Below are 14,842 nucleotides of genomic sequence, written 5' to 3' on the forward strand. Positions count from 1 at the left end.
CTGCCGACAACCAGTATCTGGAATTGCGGCGGCCGTACTGGAGAAGAGCCATGACCGTGGCTGGAATTGATGCCCAGACGGCCTTCCACATCGACGCGGTGCGCTTTGCTGTCGGCGAGCGGACGCTGCTCGCTCCGGTTTCGCTCGATCTGGAGGGCCTTCGACAGCAATGGAATTGACCTTGCCGCACGATCTGTCGCCATGGGGCATGTTCATGGCGGCCGATATCATCGTCAAGGCGGTGATGATCGGGCTGGCCTTCGCCTCCCTCGTCACCTGGACGGTATGGCTGGCCAAATCGCTGGAGATTTTCGCCGGCAAGCTGCGCATCCGTCATGCCGTACGGGCGATCAGCGATGCCGCCACCTTGAAGCAGGCCAGCCGTGCGCTCGACTGCAGCAGCGGCCCCGGCGCGCTTCTGGCGCGGGTGGCGGAAGAGGAGGTCGCACTCTCGGCCGGAGCGCTCGATCATGTCTCGGGAGACGGGCTGAAGGAACGGGTCACCTCGCGCCTGTCGCGCATCGAGGCGGCGGCGTCACGGCGCATGTCGCGCGGCACCGGCCTGCTGGCGACGATCGGCTCGACCGCGCCATTCGTCGGGTTGTTCGGTACCGTCTGGGGCATCATGAACGCCTTTATCGGCATCTCGCAGGCGCAGACCACCAATCTCGCTGTGGTCGCGCCTGGCATCGCCGAAGCGCTGCTGGCCACGGCGATGGGTCTTGTCGCTGCCATACCGGCTGTCGTCATCTACAACGTCTTTGCGCGCTCGATAGCCGGCTACCGGCAGATCCTCGCCGATGCCTCGGCGGGTGTCGAACGGCTGGTCAGCCGTGACCTCGACTTCCGCACTGTCGCGCCGGCAACGGCGTTGGCTGCGGAATGATGGCGGCGGGCTAGCGGAGCAAGGCGATGGCAAGCAGAATCCGACAGACCATGGACGACGATCTCGAGGAAAGCCACGAGATCAACGTCACCCCGTTCATCGATGTCATCCTGGTGCTGTTGATCATCTTCATGGTCGCCGCACCGCTGGCGACGGTGGATGTCAATGTCGATCTTCCGGGCTCGACCGCTACGCCCGCGCCGCGGCCGGAAACACCGTTGTTCCTGACGCTGAAGGACGATCTGACGCTGGCGATCGGCAACGACAGCGTCCCGCGCCTGGCTTTCGCCGCCACGTTGGACAGCAGGACGAAGGGCGACAAGCAAACGCGCATCTTCCTGCGCGCCGACAAGGCGGTGGCCTATGGCGACCTGATGGAGGCGATGAACCTGCTGCGCGGAGCGGGCTATCTGAAGATTGCGCTGGTCGGCCTGGAAACGGGTCCCGCGGCCGACGCCCCGGCGCCCGCCACCACCAGAGCAGCAGTGCCATGACGCAAGTGGCCGCCTTGCCCTTGGTCGAGTTGTCGCGCTTCAGCCGGCGCGACCTTGGCTTGTGGGCGGGTGCGGCCGCGCTGGTCCTTGGAGCCCATGTCGCGGTCGCCTATGCCGTGCAGACCTTCAGCATGGTTGACGAAGCCGATGGTGGCCCGCCACCGGCCCAGGTGATCGAGATGGCGGCGATGGTGGTGATGCCGGCGGTCGAGGAACAGGTGGCCGTGCTGGACGCGGTGACACCCGATCAGACCGAGCCGACGCCCGAACTGGTCGAGAAGGCACAGCCGGTTGTCGAACAGCGGCAAGTCGTCCCGCCCGATGAGACCGAACCCACCCGGACCGAGGTGGCTGAACAGGTCGACCAGCCGTCGCCGGATGAGGTCGTCCCCGATATTGTCGAGGCCGTCGCACCCGACGGGGCTATTCCATTGCCACAACCCAAGCCGGTCGAGGCCCCCAAGGACAAGAAACCGGTCGAGGCCAAGGCGAAAAAGCCTGTCGACAGACCAAAACCGCGGCCGAGGAAGGAGACGGCGGCGCCGCCGAACACGGCGAGCATCGCCAGCGCCGATGCGAGGCCGGCCGCCAGGACGGCCGCGCCGAAGTCGGCGGAATCGGTATCGCGGTCCGGCGATTCCAGCAAATGGGACTCCCGCCTGGGGGCCTGGATCAAGCGGCACACGCGCTATCCCAGTTCAGCCAAGGCCCGAGGCGTGGAAGGCAAGCCGTATGTCGCCTTCACGGTCGACTCGTCCGGCCGGGTCCTGTCTGCCAGGCTCACCCGTTCCTCCGGGGATGCCGATCTGGACCGTGCTGCGCTCGCCGTGTTGCAAGGCGCCACCGTGCCGGCACCGCCGTCGGAACTTGGCGCGCGCCAAAGCCGCACGGCACCATTCGTGTTCAGCCTGCGCAACTAAGGTCTGTTGATATTCAGATGAGGCCGGCCTGCAAATGCAATCAAGGCCGCAATGGCGGCCGCATCGGACGGCCTGCCCTTGATGATGTTGGCGACCACGGTATCGGCCTGTTCGAACCAGGAGACCATGTCGGCGCTGCCGAGATCTGCGGCGGCTCTTTTCAGCAGCGGCAGCAGGCTTTGCAACGCGCACAGTGTCTCCCAACGGGTCGAACCTGCCGCCGCGCATGCGGCTGGCGCTTGCATGCGGCTACGCTCTCCTTGCGTGAGCGCGATTGTCTTTTGGCTGCGCCTTGGGGTGCAGCGGGTTGCCGCTGAGCTGCGGATGCCTGGCCGGCCGTGCGCCGCGAAGGACGTCGAAGGCTTCGGCATAGGCCATGCCCAGCAGATAGGAGATCATGGGAAAGCGGTTTGCTTCAGCCATCTGCACGAGCTCATTGGTCATCGACGAGATGTATTGAAGACTATCGATCTCCGACTGACGTAAGGATTGGTTTGGCACGTGCTTCTCCTGTCATCTGGTGGAACTCAGGGAACGCGTCACTGACATATTTAGCCGACTAATTAATCGACCGACCCACCGGAGGTGGGCAGTCTGCGGTGTCGATATGGTCATAGATCGGCGCATCGGCGAGGCGAACGAGACCAAGCAAGCGGTTGATCGCCGAATGACCGAGCGCGGCGGTGGGGCACGCCGACGGGCCATGATTGGTCGCCGCAGGCATCATGTTCTGGCCGATATCCCCGGCCTGCGAAAAGAAGACAGTCTGCGTGCCGGCGGCAATCGTCAGCTTCGGAGCGGGGGTCGCTTTCTTGGCCATTTTCATCCCTTCTTGACCCTCATGGGATCCGTTGAAAGACCCTAAAAACGGGGATCCACGACAAGAAAGGTAAGGTCGAAAGAGTTAATGGTTTGTTAAAATTATAGTAAAGCAGCGCGCAAAAGGCGGTCTTGCGACTTATCTTTCCTGGCGGTTAAGTGTAAAATATCGATTTTGTTCAGATGCAGAGTTTGACAATCGTTGGTATGCGCTCTTTTGGTGCATTTTTATTCTTATTTAGCGTAAACAGCGTGGCCGGGAGGGCTTAGCCCGTCCCGGGTGAGGCTGACCACCAGCTGGTCGACGCTCGAATGGCCGAGCCTGACGACATTTTCCATGCTGATGGCGTGCCTCGGGCGGATGTTGGATATGTCGCGCCGCATGATGACGGACACGAATGCCGGCCAAGCCTCGGTCAGAAGCATGGCCTTGCCCGTCAGCGTCGGTTCGGAGATGGGGGCCTATTGCACGGAGATCAGCGACGGCTCGCCAGTCTGGCGGCGGTTGATGCCGCTGAAATAGATCCAGTTCAGACGCAAGTTCGCCTCCCCATGGTGGTTGCCGCGCGCCTGTGCCCATGCCGATCCCCGCCGTTCCGACCGTCCGGTGACCCTTCTGAAGGTGACCAGTTTCGGCTTCGCGCCGCACGAAGGTCACCGATCGCATCAACGGGTCGGGGCGGTGCGGAATCGAAAAAATAGACGAAATAGGTGCCTCCCGCGATCGATGGACTGGGAGGGCGGATCATCTGAGGGAACAGGCTCTCGGAAATTGGCGGCAGGCCACGCCCCCTGGGCTCGGGGACACCGGGATCCCGGTACAGTTCAGCTCCATCGACCCGGAAGTAGTCGCATATCAGCTTGGCGGCGGCCTTGTTAGGAACGGTCTGTGCTTGCAGGTAGCGTTCGAACCGCGGTAACGACGCCTTCTAGGCGCGCCGCGATGTTGACGCCGTCACCATGAGGTCGCCGTCGCTCTCCTCAACGACGTCTCCTGTGTGGATTCCGATGCGAAACTCAATAGGGCGCTCGATCGTAACACCTGCATTGCGTTCGAGCATGGCGGCCTGCACCTCGATGGCGTAGCGCACCGCGTCGACGATCAAGCGACCGGTCGTAGCGGCATCTCTGTCGCGGCACAGTCTGCCGCCTGTCGCGAATTGACCTTGATGTCCCCAGATGCCATTATGGAATGGTAGCTGATTGCGAAGACAAGACTTCTTGCCGCGGCGGCCGATCCCCTTAAACGCGCGGCTGGCAGCCTGCCTTAGTCGACTACCCATGCTGATTTGCGTCTTGCGGTTGGGTGACATGAATTGAGCCCAACGAACGAGGCCGACGACGGCTTTGGTGTTCAATTCTCGGACGGTTCGGTGGAGGGAGCAAATGGCCAAAGACGTAGACACAAGTGCAGCCCCGCCAAGTGCTGAGCAACTGCGATTGGCTCTTCTGAAGGAGCAGATGGCAGAGGTAGACAAGCAGGAAAAACTGCGAGCGAGAGAGAATGAGGAACTCACGAAGTTTACGAACAGTTTCCTGAAGGACCAAGTGAACGACGATGAAATCGCAATGGTCCGCCGCCTGGTGATGAACGCTGTCAAGAATGGCAAGTACGAAGCACTAGTATACAGCTTCCCTTCGGACCTGTGTACCGACAGCGGCCGAGCCATCAACAGCTCTGATCCGCAATGGACGGAAACCCTCCAGGGTAAAGCCAAGCAATTCTACCAGCGCTACCTGGACATTGGGAAGCCGCAAGGTTACAAGCTCAAAGCCATGGTTATTAACTTCCCGGGCGGAGTTCCTGGTGACATCGGCCTCTTCCTCAATTGGGCGCCGGAACGCAAATAAAAACCAGTGGTGGTTTCTGAAGTGGCTGGTCAGGACACGTCCGGCACCACGTTGCGCGGAGTTGCATCGTCCACGAAGTCGTCGGGTCGCTTTTGGCGTTTGCTGAAGTTCGGTTTTTCGAACTCGACGTGCTCATAGGGGATTGAGCTCAGAATGTGCGAGATGCAGTTGATGCGCGCGCTCTTCTTGTCGTTCGACGGCACGATCCACCAAGGCGCATGCCTTGTGTCTGTTGCACGGATCATTTCGTTGTAGGCGTGGGTGTACTCCCACCAACGATTGTATGACTCAACATCCATCGGGCTCAGTTTCCACTGCCGAAGGGGGTCGTCGGCACGCTGCCGGAAACGCCGTTCCTGCTCTTCCTCACTCACATCGAGGAAGTATTTGAGCAACGTTACGCCGCCTTCTACAATGGCGGCCTCAAGAGTCGGCACCTGTTCGAGAAAGCGTCGCGCCTGCTTGTCGCTGCAGAAACCCATGACGCGTTCGACGCCGGGACGGTTGTACCAGGAGCGGTCGAATATGACGACCTCGCCTGCCGCAGGAAAGTGCGCGAAGTAGCGCTGCATATAGAGTTGGGTCTTCTCCCGATCGGTCGGCGCCGGCAGCGCGACGACCCGGAACACCCGCGGGCTGACCCGCTCGGTCAGGCGCTTGATCACTCCCCCTTTCCCGGCGGCGTCACGGCCCTCGAAAACGATTGCGATGCGGGCGCCAGTCTTCTTCACCCAAGCCTGAAGGTGAGCAAGCTCAACATGCAACCGGGCGAGTTCTTTCGCATAATTTTTCCCTTCCGATTTTTCCTCCACATGCTCAGATACGACGGCCGACTTGTTCTTCTTCTTACCCATGGGTTCCTCCCTTCAACACAACTCACACGGTGCAAATTCCTTGAACTATCATCCGCGGGCCTCGAACGCATGATACGCGTCTTCGAGAATGTCGAAAACCATGTCTGAGCCGATGTGCTCGATCACGCCGGCCCGAACAAGGATGTCCCGCGCTTCGGCATGAAGGTCCGCTAGGCCAAACCTGATCCCGCGATTGCGCAATTCGTCAAATAGCTCCTCCAGCATTGCCGCTGCCGAGCTGTCGATCTGGGAAATTGCACTTGCATCGATCAGCAGCCAGCGGGTGTCGATCGGCAATTCCTCGGCAATGGACCGCAGCCGCGATGCGACGTAATCGGTGTTGAAGAACAGCAGGCTGCCCTGGACAAGGCAAACAGCAAGGCCGGGCACCTGACGGGCCTCGGGCGTTCGATGCAGTTTGTAGAAGCCGTCATGGCCTGGAACACGGCCGAGCATGGCGTCGCGGGGAAACATCAGCTTGCGCAGAACATAGACGAGCGTCGCACCGATCGCGATGACGACCCCGTTGAGCACGCCCAGACCGATCGGACCCCACATCGCGATCAGCGCGAAGACGAACTCCATGCGGCTGATGCGCCAAATCTGCCTAAGGGCCGCGAGATCGATCAGGCTGATTGCAGTAGCCGCAAGAATCGCCCCGAGCGCAGGGATCGGGATAATCCTTAGGGTCTGCCCGAGAAACAGCAGTGTCGCGATCAGGGCCGCGGCAGCCACGATGCTCGAAACTTGCGAGCGTCCGCCAACGGACAAGTTAACCGCCGTGCGCGAGTCGGAGGCCGTAACCGGGAAGGCGCCGAAAAGGCTCGCGCCTATGTTCGCAGCGCCAAATCCGATGAGCTCGCGATTTGGATCGACCGGGTAGCCGCCTATTGCCCCAAAGCTGCGGGCTGTAATGATGCCGGCGCCGTAGCTCACGACGAAGATCGCCGCAGCGCCGAGGACCAGCGTCTGGATCGGAAGGCCAGCAATCGCTGGCAACGACAACGAGGGCAACCCTGTCGGAATATCGCCGACTACGGCAATGCCGCGTCCTTCAAAGTCGAAGACGGCTGAAAGCACTACGGCGAGGACTACAACCAGCACTGGCCCGGGAACCGGAAAACGCATGATCCGTACGATCTGCAACAAACCGAACATCCCCATGGCCAGCAGGAGAGACTGCCAATGTATCGATCCGGCCTTGCGCAGAAGTTCGAGGACCGGTCCGAGCAGGCCTTCCGCCTCGATCTTGACTCCGGTGAAGCGACCGATTTGCCCGATCAGGATCGAAAACGAAATACCGATGAAGAACCCCGTCAGAATGGGGCGCGAGAGGAAGGTCGCAAGAACGCCGAGCCGAAGCACCCACGCCGCCAGGCACAACAGCCCAACGCCAAGCGCAAGGACTGCTGCGACCGCTGTTCGGTCCACTTCGAGTCCGACTGGCACGCTCGCTGTAACGGCAACTAAAACCGCCGCGAGCACCGTCATCGTAGCCGCGTCCGGGCCGACTATGAGCTGACGCGAGGGGCCAAAGATCGCGTAGGCCACCAGCGGCGCGATACTCGCGTAGATGCCGGTCTCTGGCGGCAGGCCCGCTATCGCGGGGTAGGCGATGGCACTGGGAAGCCCAACCGCGGCAACTGCAAGCCCGGCGGAAACATCGCTTCGCAGCCAGCCCAGTTGATAACCGGAAAGGCTTGCAGGCACGGGAAGGCGAACGCCCACCGGGTTGAATCCTTAGCTGGCATAGTAATTTTATTAGCGTAAACTAAGTCTACAGATTTGTAAAAGGCCTGACAACAATCAGCCATGAGCGAGATCGAGTTAAAATTTCTCCTCGACGAACCGACGTCGACCCAACTGAGCGCGCGCGTGAAGGCGCTTAAGCTGGCTACTGGCCACCCGAAAACCAGGACGCTCAGAAGCATCTATCTCGACACCCCTGGTCATGCGCTGAAGAAGGCAGGAGTCGCGCTCAGACTCCGGCGCGACGGGCGACGTTGGATACAGACCGTCAAGACCAAGCCAGAGCTGCATGGCGGCTTGTCGCAGGTTGGCGAGGTGGAGAATCCGGCTCCGGGCGGACGGCCATGTCTCGAAGCGATTCCCGACGCAGCGGTCCGGGAGGAGGTCATTCGCCGCGTGAACGGCGCGCCGCTTGAGCCCGTCTGCGAGACCGTGATCAGGCGTTCCGTCAGCGAGCTGTCCCTTGAGGACGGCACGCGTGCGGAACTGGCAATAGACATCGGCGAAATCCACGCGGGGGAGCGCTCGGCCGAGTTGCGTGAACTCGAGATCGAACTCATCGAGGGCAGCCTGGGCGGACTTTTCGACATCGCGCATCTACTGTTTCCTGACGGGGGCCTGAGGTTCTCCTGCCTTTCCAAGGCGGCGCGCGGCTATCTCCTCGCGGAACAGGGATGGATCGACCCGCCGCTCGCGCCCCGCAATGCCGAGGACGTTGCGCTCGATCGGGCTCAGATCGCCGAGCAGGCGGCACGCGACGTCCTTCGCGAGTGCCTCGAGCAGATCGCCACGAATGTCGTGGTCATCCGGAAGCTGGACGATCCCGAAGGGCCGCATCAGTTGCGGATCGGCCTGCGCCGATTGCGAAGCGCGTTCTCTGCCTGCGTTTCCGTTCTGAAGAGCCCGGAAATGACGCGGCTCAACATGGAAGCCCGCTGGCTTGGTCAGGAGGTCGGGCGTCTTAGGGATATCGACGTGGTGGCGAACGACATCGTGCGACGGGAGGCCGAGGCCCACGTGGATGAACCGGGTTTGCCGCCCCTGGCCGATGCTCTCTCGCAGCAGGCGGGGCGGCAGCGTGATCACCTTCGCAAGCTTCTCCCCGAGGCGCGCGTGCAGGCGTTCCTGATCGACCTGGCGCGGTTCGTGGAGGCGCGAGGCTGGCTCGTTCCTCAGGATTTTGGCCAGACCGAGCGGCTTGCAGCGCCGGTCGTCGAGTTGGCCGGCAAGGCACTCAGCAAGCGCTGGAAAAAGGTTAGCAAGCGCGCGCACGGACTTGAGACCTTGACGGTTGAGCAACGCCACGACCTGCGGAAAGAGCTGAAGACGCTGCGCTATACGGTTGAGTTCTTCTCTCCCTTGTACCCGGCGAAACGTGTTGAACAGTTCCTGAAGCAATTGAAGAAACTTCAGGCGGTCTGCGGCGACCTGAACGACGCGGCGATGGTCAGAGCCATGTTGACGGGGCCGGAAGCGCACGGCGCCGGCGATCCGACCGCGCAACGCGCCATCGGATGGGTGATCGGGGCGAGCCAGGCGCGTGCCGAATTCGGCTGGGCCGGCGCAAAAACCTTGTGGGAAAACCTGGATGAGATCCGCCCCTTCTGGAAGTAACTCGGCACCGCGACCGACATGTCTGACACAAGCGCCAATGGGTGCCTAATTAGTCTTGGTTGAAACGCGTCGTATAATGCTGAATGGCCGCCCGTACATTGGAAAATAGGCGCTCGGGTCCCAGCCGATTGGCGAAGCCTGAGGCCCGGATGTATTCAAGTACGCTGGGGTTCAGCCCTACCAGCCAACACGTCACGCCTTGCGCAGTCATGCGGCGTTCACCCTCCATCAACATCTGGAGGGCTGAATACTCGATGTCGAAAACCCGGCTCATGTCGAGCGCGAGGACACGCGGCTTGTGCTCGGCGACCAGGGTCTGGATCCGATCCGCGACCCGTTGAGCATTGGCGAAGAAGAGCCGTCCCTCAGGCCGAAGGATCAACAGGCCCTCGAATGTCTCGTCGTCCGGGTGCTCGGACGACAACGGCCGGAGTACGTCGGCCCCCCGTTTGCGGCCGATAACGTAGACGTTTGGGTTCGCCGCCTGACTGGCCAAGCCCGCCAGCGACAGGACAATCGCCACGACGATGCCCTGGAGCGTGCCGAAAGCAAGCACGCCAAGGAAGGCCGCCAGCGCCCATCGAAACTCCATTCGCCGGACCTTGCGGATGGAGATGAACTCGGCCGGCTGAATTAGTCCAATCGAGTAGACGATCACGATTGCCGCCAGCACGGACTGCGGCAACAGGCTGAGCAGAGGGGCAAGCAGCAGCATGGTGGCCGCTGCGGCGGCGGCCGTGACGAGCGACGCCATCTGCGTGTGTCCGCCGACCGCGCGGACCACGGCGGTCTGGGAGGTACCACCCCCCGCCGGCATGGCGCCGAACAAAGCGCCTGCCAGGTTGGCGGCGCCAGTTGCAAGAAGCTCGCGGTCGGGCTTGATGGGTGGCTCGGCGGGGTCGGCAAAGGCTCGGCCGGCGGCGATCGTTTCGGTGAAGCTCATCAATGCGATGCCGAGAGCGCCGGGCAAGAGTTGCTGGACAAGGCTGAGACTGGGCAAGGTGACCGACGGGAGCGACTGTGGAATGAACCCCACGGTGGCAACACCCAAGGAATCCAAGCCAAGGAACCACGAAAGCACGATCCCGGCACTCACCACGACCAGGGGAGCTGGCGAATGGGGCCAAAGCCGCTCCATGGCCAACAGCGCGAGTATTGCCGCGATGGCGATGATCAGAGTGAGCACCGACATGTCGGGCAAATGGTGCGCCACACTCAAAATGTCGCGGAGGAAGCCTTCCTTCGCAATGTGCACGCCAAGCAGCTTCGGCACCTGATCGAGTACGATCACAAGGCCGATGCCGGCCTTGAAGCCGGTTAGAACGGGAGACGAGATGAAATTGGCGATGAACCCGAGGCGAAGCACGGAGGCCCCGATCAGCAGGGCTCCGGTCAGCGCGGTGAGCGTCGCAGTCGCGGTGATCAGCCTGCCCGGGTCACCGTCCGGAACTGCGAGCCCGAGCTGTGTCCCGGCGAGGATCGCAAGTGTGGTCGTAGAGCTTACACTCAGGACGCGCGATGTGCCCAGCAGCGCATAGACGATCATCGGCACGAACGCCGTGTAAAGCCCGATACTTACCGGCAGGCCCGCAACCGTCGCGTAGGCCATCGCCTTAGGCAGGACGACGGCTGCGGCCGTCAGACCTGCGACCACATCGAGGCGTTGGACTGCAACGACCGAGGGAGTTCTCACGCCGCTTTGCCAGCGCTCGTTAATCGAGCGACCTTGTTGATGTCAGTTATGGGTTCTCAACATAGCGCGTAACTCCTCGGCAAGGAAGGGCGCTCAATTACGCACCGTCCTGGGCTCTAATCAGTTGGCAGTGCGGTCCGCCTTCAAATGAAAGCGGATGAGGCAGCGGCAGCTTGACGGGCGGGCGATCCAGTGGTGCCGGGCAGCCGAAACTATTCTGGACAATGCGGTAACAAGGGGATCATATGAAATGCACGTAGGCGTATTTGTGTTCAACCAAGTGGGGGACACTTGATATGGTTGCACAGCTCACAACAGGCGAACGCCAGCTTGCGATCGTTGTTCTCTCGCTTGTCGCCCTCCTAGGGCTGGCCATGGCTGCCGCCGGGCGCGCAGACCCAATCGGCGTGCATGGCTTCATCGTTTTGGCAATTTGCTGTGGTCTCATTTTTGTGGTGCTCGGCGCGTATTACGCACCGGAGCCGTCTCCAGAACGGCTGGAGCATTACTATGACGACCCCAGCAAGGTCGGCATTGTGCTGACGATGGCCTGGGCGGTGGTCGGCATGTTCCTCGGCGTTTGGGTCGCAAGCCTGCTCGCGTGGCCGGACCTGACCTTCGATGCAGCGTGGGCGAGCTTCGGCCGCCTGCGCCCCGCCCATACCAGCGCCGTCATCTTCGGGTTTGGCGGCAACGCGCTGATCGCCACCTCCTTCCACGTTCTCCAGCGCACGTCCCGGGCGCGGCTGCCGGACCAGTTCAGCCCATGGTTCGTGCTCATCGGCTACAATCTGTTCTGCGTGGTCGCGGCGACCGGCTACTTCATGGGCGTGACACAATCGAAGGAATACGCCGAGCCTGAATGGTATGCTGATATCTGGCTGGTCGTCGTCTGGGTAACGTATTTTGCCATCTACATCCGCACGCTGGCGCGGCGGAAGGAACCGCACATCTATGTCGCCAATTGGTACTATATGGCCTTCATCCTGGTTGTTGCGATCCTCCACATCGTGAACAATCTTGCCGTCCCGGTATCGTTCGGACACGCCAAGAGCTATTCCGTCTTTTCAGGTGTCCAGGATGCGATGGTTCAATGGTGGTACGGCCACAACGCCGTCGCGTTCTTCCTTACGGCCGGCTTTCTCGGCATGATGTATTACTACCTGCCAAAGAGGGCCGGGCGGCCTATCTATTCCTACAGGCTTTCCATTATCAGTTTCTGGGGCATCACCTTCATGTACATGTGGGCGGGTTCCCACCACCTGCTTTACACGGCGTTGCCACAATGGGTTCAGACGCTAGGCATGACCTTCTCGCTGATCCTGCTGGTACCTTCCTGGGCTTCGGCCGGAAACGCACTCGCCACGCTCAACGGCGCCTGGCACAAGGTCCGCGACGATGCGACCCTGCGCTTCATGATGGCCGCGGCGGTCTTTTACGGACTGACCACGTTCGAGGGGTCGTTCTTGGCCATTCGCCCGGTCAACTCGCTATCCCACTACACTGACTGGACCGTCGGACATGTACACGCCGGCGCGCTTGGGTGGGTCGCGCTGATAACGTTCGGCTCGATCTACTGTATTGTTCCGTGGCTCTGGAAGCGCGAGCGTATGTATTCAGCGCGGCTGGTCGAAGTCCATTTCTGGTTGGCCATTATCGGAACGGTTATCTACGTCTTCGCGATGTGGAATTCGGGCATCATCCAAGGCCTGATGTGGCGGACCTACAACGAGAACGGAACGCTGACCTACTCCTTTGTGGAGTCCATGGTCGCCATGCATCCCTACTACATCGCGCGCGCCTTTGGCGGTCTTCTGTTCCTTATGGGCGCTATCGTCGGTTCCTACAACATCTGGATGACGATCGGTGGCGAGGCGGAGGTCGCCTCTGAGTCCGCAGACCTCCCCGAGCCCAGGCTCGCGTCCGCGCCGGGGGAGTAGGACATGGCCGAATTTCATCGCAAGATTGAACGCAACGCCATGGGCTTCGTTCTGGCCATCGTCGTCGTCGCCAGCATTGGCGGCTTTGTCGAGATCGCTCCACTGTTCACGATCGACGACACGGTCGAGAACGTGCAGGACATGCGGCTCTACACCCCGCTGGAGCAGGCTGGGCGCGACATCTACACGCGCGAAGGTTGCTACGCCTGCCATTCTCAAATGATCCGAACACTGCGCGACGAGGTCGAACGCTACGGTCCTTATTCGCTCGCCGTTGAATCTAAATACGATCATCCGATGTTGTGGGGATCAAAGCGCACGGGACCGGATCTGGCCCGCATCGGCGGCAAATATTCTGACGCCTGGCAGGTCGCCCACCTGATCAATCCCCGCGACGTCGTGCCGGAATCCGTCATGCCGAAATATGGCTGGCTGCAGCGCAACGCCCTGCGCATCGACGACCTCGGCGAGCATTTGGCCGCTCTCAGGGACGTCGGCGTTCCCTATACGGACGACATGATTGCCAACGCGACCCAGGATGCTCTCGGCCAGGCCGCTCCGGACGGTGATTTCGCCGCCGGCGTTGTCAAGCGCTACGGGCAGGCAACGCAGGTCAGGGCTTTTGACGGCGATCCGGGAACCATCACGGAAATGGATGCGCTGGTCGCCTATCTCCAGATCATGGGCCATCTCACCGACGCTGCCTACAAACAGGCGGCAGCCGCGGAGCCTGCAAAATGAACTTCGACCATGACACCGTCGTCGGCTTCACGAAGAGCTGGGGGCTGTTCTACCTGATCGCTATGGCAGTTGGCGTCCTGATCTATGTTTTCTGGCCTTCGAACTTAGAGCGGTTCCACGCGGCCAAGAAGAACATCCTCGATGAGGACGACAAGCCATGGAAGTAGGCGAACGCGATCCCGTCACCGGGCAGCTGACGACGGGTCATGAATGGAACGGCATAAAGGAGCTCTACACTCCGGTACCGCGGGTCGTGATCTTGTTTCTCGTCCTCACGACCCTGTTCGCGGTGGGATACTGGATCCTTATGCCTGCTTGGCCCTTGGGGCGGACCTACACGAAGGGCCTGCTTGGGGTCGATCAGAAAACGACGGTCGAACGTCAGGTCGAAGAGGCCACCGCCGAACGCGCGGTATGGACGAAGCGGATTGACGAGATGGATTTCCCGGCGATCAGGGCGGACCCCGCGCTGATGGAAACCGTGCGCGAAGCCGGAGCGACGCTCTTCAAGGACAATTGCGCGGCGTGCCACGGAGCTCGTGGCACAGGAGGTAAGGGTTTTCCCGACCTGACGGCAGCCGCATGGCTGTGGGGCGGCAATCCAGAGACGATCGTCGAAACGCTGCGCGTTGGGATCAATTCGGCGCATGACGAAACACGGGTCTCGCAGATGCTCGCCTTCGGCCGTGACGGAATCCTCAGCCTAGCGCAGATCAACGATGTGCGTGCCTACGTTCAGTCTCTCGGCGGGTCGACCGAACCCACCGTCGCTTCGCCTGAGGCCGTTTCTCGCGGAAAGGAAGTCTTTGTCGCGAACTGTGTTGCCTGTCATGGCGAGGATGCCAAAGGCAAACAAGACGTAGGCGCTCCTGATCTCACCGATGCCAATTGGATCTATGGGGGAGATAGCCAGTCGATCCACACGTCGATCTATTCGGGGCACCAAGGACAGATGCCGTCCTGGGAGCAGCGCCTTTCGACGACCCAGCGCAAGATCCTCGCACTTTATGTCCTGTCACTTTCGGAGAAAAGATCGTGACGGTCGCCGCTGAAAAAACAGAAGCAGGGATCGCTCCACGGGCATTCTCGCGCGGCAAGGCCTTGGCGGTCGCCTTGGTTGCCGCTGGACTTGCCACATTCACCGTTGCAAACGCGCATTTCCTCTACGTGGCATTCATGTCGCAGCCGGACTGCGTTCCACACAGCAAGGTGTCACGAGCCGCCATTCCGGGAGGCCTCTACCAAGCCGCCGATCCGGCTTGCTAGGGCCTTGCGAACACG

The 14,842-nt window shown here is 61.3% G+C and carries 18 protein-coding genes and 1 pseudogene; 12 read left to right on the forward strand and 7 right to left on the reverse strand.

Translation table 11 applies throughout. The annotated features are described in order from the left end of the window. The first annotated feature begins 50 nt into the window (after positions 1 to 50). Genes AC1D08_RS14855 through AC1D08_RS14870 form a run of 4 tightly spaced genes read left to right on the forward strand, consistent with a single transcriptional unit; the run spans position 51 to position 2,300 of the window. A complete protein-coding gene (locus AC1D08_RS14855; protein ID WP_280952795.1) occupies positions 51 to 179 on the forward strand; it encodes a hypothetical protein in 129 nt (42 codons plus the stop codon). Then, positions 170 to 886, forward strand: coding sequence for a tonB-system energizer ExbB (gene exbB, locus AC1D08_RS14860; protein ID WP_457153737.1), 717 nt, complete (start codon positions 170 to 172; stop codon positions 884 to 886). Before AC1D08_RS14855 ends, exbB begins: the two co-directional genes overlap by 10 nt. A gap of 26 nt (positions 887 to 912) precedes the next feature. Continuing rightward, on the forward strand, positions 913 to 1,380 hold the full coding sequence (gene exbD, locus AC1D08_RS14865) for a TonB system transport protein ExbD (protein ID WP_457153736.1): 468 nt from the start codon (positions 913 to 915) through the stop codon (positions 1,378 to 1,380). Continuing rightward, the gene (locus tag AC1D08_RS14870) at positions 1,377 to 2,300 is read left to right on the forward strand and encodes a TonB family protein (RefSeq protein ID WP_457153735.1); all 924 of its coding nucleotides are present in this window, start codon (positions 1,377 to 1,379) and stop codon (positions 2,298 to 2,300) included. The genes exbD and AC1D08_RS14870 overlap by 4 nt, the downstream gene beginning before the upstream one ends. Here AC1D08_RS14870 and AC1D08_RS14875 read toward each other — a convergent pair. From AC1D08_RS14875 to AC1D08_RS14885, 3 genes are all read right to left on the reverse strand, one after another. Continuing rightward, a complete protein-coding gene (locus AC1D08_RS14875; protein WP_457153734.1) occupies positions 2,297 to 2,485 on the reverse strand; it encodes a hypothetical protein in 189 nt (62 codons plus the stop codon). The genes AC1D08_RS14870 and AC1D08_RS14875 overlap by 4 nt on opposite strands. A gap of 64 nt (positions 2,486 to 2,549) precedes the next feature. Then, entirely contained in the window at positions 2,550 to 2,801 is a 252-nt protein-coding gene (locus tag AC1D08_RS14880; protein WP_457153733.1) for a hypothetical protein, read from the reverse strand. A gap of 58 nt (positions 2,802 to 2,859) precedes the next feature. Beyond that, positions 2,860 to 3,120 (reverse strand): nitroreductase family protein, encoded by a 261-nt coding sequence (locus AC1D08_RS14885; RefSeq protein WP_457153732.1) that lies wholly within the window; start codon positions 3,118 to 3,120, stop codon positions 2,860 to 2,862. Positions 3,121 to 3,501: 381 nt separating this feature from the next. Between AC1D08_RS14885 and AC1D08_RS14890 the strand changes: the two genes are divergently transcribed. Beyond that, positions 3,502 to 3,642 (forward strand): hypothetical protein, encoded by a 141-nt coding sequence (locus AC1D08_RS14890; protein WP_457153731.1) that lies wholly within the window; start codon positions 3,502 to 3,504, stop codon positions 3,640 to 3,642. Between the two features lie 389 nt (positions 3,643 to 4,031). Here AC1D08_RS14890 and AC1D08_RS14895 read toward each other — a convergent pair. Further along, positions 4,032 to 4,228 (reverse strand): annotated as a pseudogene (locus AC1D08_RS14895) (adenylate/guanylate cyclase domain-containing protein); the annotation flags it as partial. 277 nt (positions 4,229 to 4,505) lie between these two features. Here AC1D08_RS14895 and AC1D08_RS14900 point away from each other — a divergent pair. Then, positions 4,506 to 4,970: a histidine kinase gene (locus AC1D08_RS14900; protein WP_425352276.1), complete on the forward strand. Its 465-nt coding sequence runs from the start codon at positions 4,506 to 4,508 to the stop codon at positions 4,968 to 4,970. A 29-nt stretch (positions 4,971 to 4,999) separates the two neighbouring features. Here the strand turns inward: AC1D08_RS14900 and ppk2 are convergent, their stop codons facing one another. Both ppk2 and AC1D08_RS14910 read right to left on the reverse strand, forming a co-directional pair. Further along, entirely contained in the window at positions 5,000 to 5,824 is an 825-nt protein-coding gene (ppk2, locus tag AC1D08_RS14905; protein ID WP_457154169.1) for a polyphosphate kinase 2, read from the reverse strand. A 48-nt stretch (positions 5,825 to 5,872) separates the two neighbouring features. Then, positions 5,873 to 7,552 carry a SulP family inorganic anion transporter gene (locus AC1D08_RS14910; protein WP_457154170.1) on the reverse strand — a complete coding sequence of 560 codons (1,680 nt, stop codon included), beginning with the start codon at positions 7,550 to 7,552 and terminating at the stop codon, positions 5,873 to 5,875. Positions 7,553 to 7,636: 84 nt separating this feature from the next. Here AC1D08_RS14910 and AC1D08_RS14915 point away from each other — a divergent pair, with 84 nt between their 5' ends. Further along, entirely contained in the window at positions 7,637 to 9,187 is a 1,551-nt protein-coding gene (locus tag AC1D08_RS14915; protein ID WP_477227597.1) for a CYTH and CHAD domain-containing protein, read from the forward strand. Between the two features lie 49 nt (positions 9,188 to 9,236). On the opposite strand, the gene AC1D08_RS14920 is transcribed toward AC1D08_RS14915, so the two are convergent. Continuing rightward, complete coding sequence (locus tag AC1D08_RS14920) at positions 9,237 to 10,880, reverse strand: SulP family inorganic anion transporter (RefSeq protein WP_477227598.1); 1,644 nt, start codon at positions 10,878 to 10,880, stop codon at positions 9,237 to 9,239. Positions 10,881 to 11,176: 296 nt separating this feature from the next. On the opposite strand from AC1D08_RS14920, the gene ccoN reads away from it, so the two are divergent. Genes ccoN through AC1D08_RS14945 form a run of 5 tightly spaced genes read left to right on the forward strand, consistent with a single transcriptional unit; the run spans position 11,177 to position 14,827 of the window. Next, the gene (ccoN, locus tag AC1D08_RS14925) at positions 11,177 to 12,820 is read left to right on the forward strand and encodes a cytochrome-c oxidase, cbb3-type subunit I (protein ID WP_477227599.1); all 1,644 of its coding nucleotides are present in this window, start codon (positions 11,177 to 11,179) and stop codon (positions 12,818 to 12,820) included. 3 nt (positions 12,821 to 12,823) lie between these two features. Beyond that, on the forward strand, positions 12,824 to 13,561 hold the full coding sequence (gene ccoO / locus AC1D08_RS14930; protein WP_095084120.1) for a cytochrome-c oxidase, cbb3-type subunit II: 738 nt from the start codon (positions 12,824 to 12,826) through the stop codon (positions 13,559 to 13,561). Further along, positions 13,558 to 13,728 carry a cbb3-type cytochrome c oxidase subunit 3 gene (locus AC1D08_RS14935; RefSeq protein ID WP_095084121.1) on the forward strand — a complete coding sequence of 57 codons (171 nt, stop codon included), beginning with the start codon at positions 13,558 to 13,560 and terminating at the stop codon, positions 13,726 to 13,728. Before ccoO ends, AC1D08_RS14935 begins: the two co-directional genes overlap by 4 nt. Next, positions 13,719 to 14,600, forward strand: coding sequence for a cytochrome-c oxidase, cbb3-type subunit III (gene ccoP, locus AC1D08_RS14940; RefSeq protein WP_477227600.1), 882 nt, complete (start codon positions 13,719 to 13,721; stop codon positions 14,598 to 14,600). The genes AC1D08_RS14935 and ccoP overlap by 10 nt, the downstream gene beginning before the upstream one ends. Next, a complete protein-coding gene (locus AC1D08_RS14945) occupies positions 14,597 to 14,827 on the forward strand; it encodes a hypothetical protein (protein WP_245331065.1) in 231 nt (76 codons plus the stop codon). Before ccoP ends, AC1D08_RS14945 begins: the two co-directional genes overlap by 4 nt. The last annotated feature ends 15 nt before the right edge of the window (positions 14,828 to 14,842 follow it).

The sequence above is a fragment of the Mesorhizobium sp. P2_E6 genome, assembly GCF_056403835.1.

Coding starts and splice junctions, on each gene's coding strand:
- AC1D08_RS14855 (WP_280952795.1), top strand. CDS start 51: ATGACCGTGGCTGGAATTGATGCCCAGACGGCCTTCCACATCGACGCG.
- AC1D08_RS14890 (WP_457153731.1), top strand. CDS start 3,502: ATGATGACGGACACGAATGCCGGCCAAGCCTCGGTCAGAAGCATGGCC.
- AC1D08_RS14915 (WP_477227597.1), top strand. CDS start 7,637: ATGAGCGAGATCGAGTTAAAATTTCTCCTCGACGAACCGACGTCGACC.
- ppk2 (WP_457154169.1), bottom strand. CDS start 5,824: ATGGGTAAGAAGAAGAACAAGTCGGCCGTCGTATCTGAGCATGTGGAG.
- ccoP (WP_477227600.1), top strand. CDS start 13,719: ATGGAAGTAGGCGAACGCGATCCCGTCACCGGGCAGCTGACGACGGGT.
- ccoO (WP_095084120.1), top strand. CDS start 12,824: ATGGCCGAATTTCATCGCAAGATTGAACGCAACGCCATGGGCTTCGTT.
- AC1D08_RS14935 (WP_095084121.1), top strand. CDS start 13,558: ATGAACTTCGACCATGACACCGTCGTCGGCTTCACGAAGAGCTGGGGG.
- exbB (WP_457153737.1), top strand. CDS start 170: ATGGAATTGACCTTGCCGCACGATCTGTCGCCATGGGGCATGTTCATG.
- AC1D08_RS14900 (WP_425352276.1), top strand. CDS start 4,506: ATGGCCAAAGACGTAGACACAAGTGCAGCCCCGCCAAGTGCTGAGCAA.
- AC1D08_RS14885 (WP_457153732.1), bottom strand. CDS start 3,120: ATGGCCAAGAAAGCGACCCCCGCTCCGAAGCTGACGATTGCCGCCGGC.
- exbD (WP_457153736.1), top strand. CDS start 913: ATGGCAAGCAGAATCCGACAGACCATGGACGACGATCTCGAGGAAAGC.
- ccoN (WP_477227599.1), top strand. CDS start 11,177: ATGGTTGCACAGCTCACAACAGGCGAACGCCAGCTTGCGATCGTTGTT.
- AC1D08_RS14870 (WP_457153735.1), top strand. CDS start 1,377: ATGACGCAAGTGGCCGCCTTGCCCTTGGTCGAGTTGTCGCGCTTCAGC.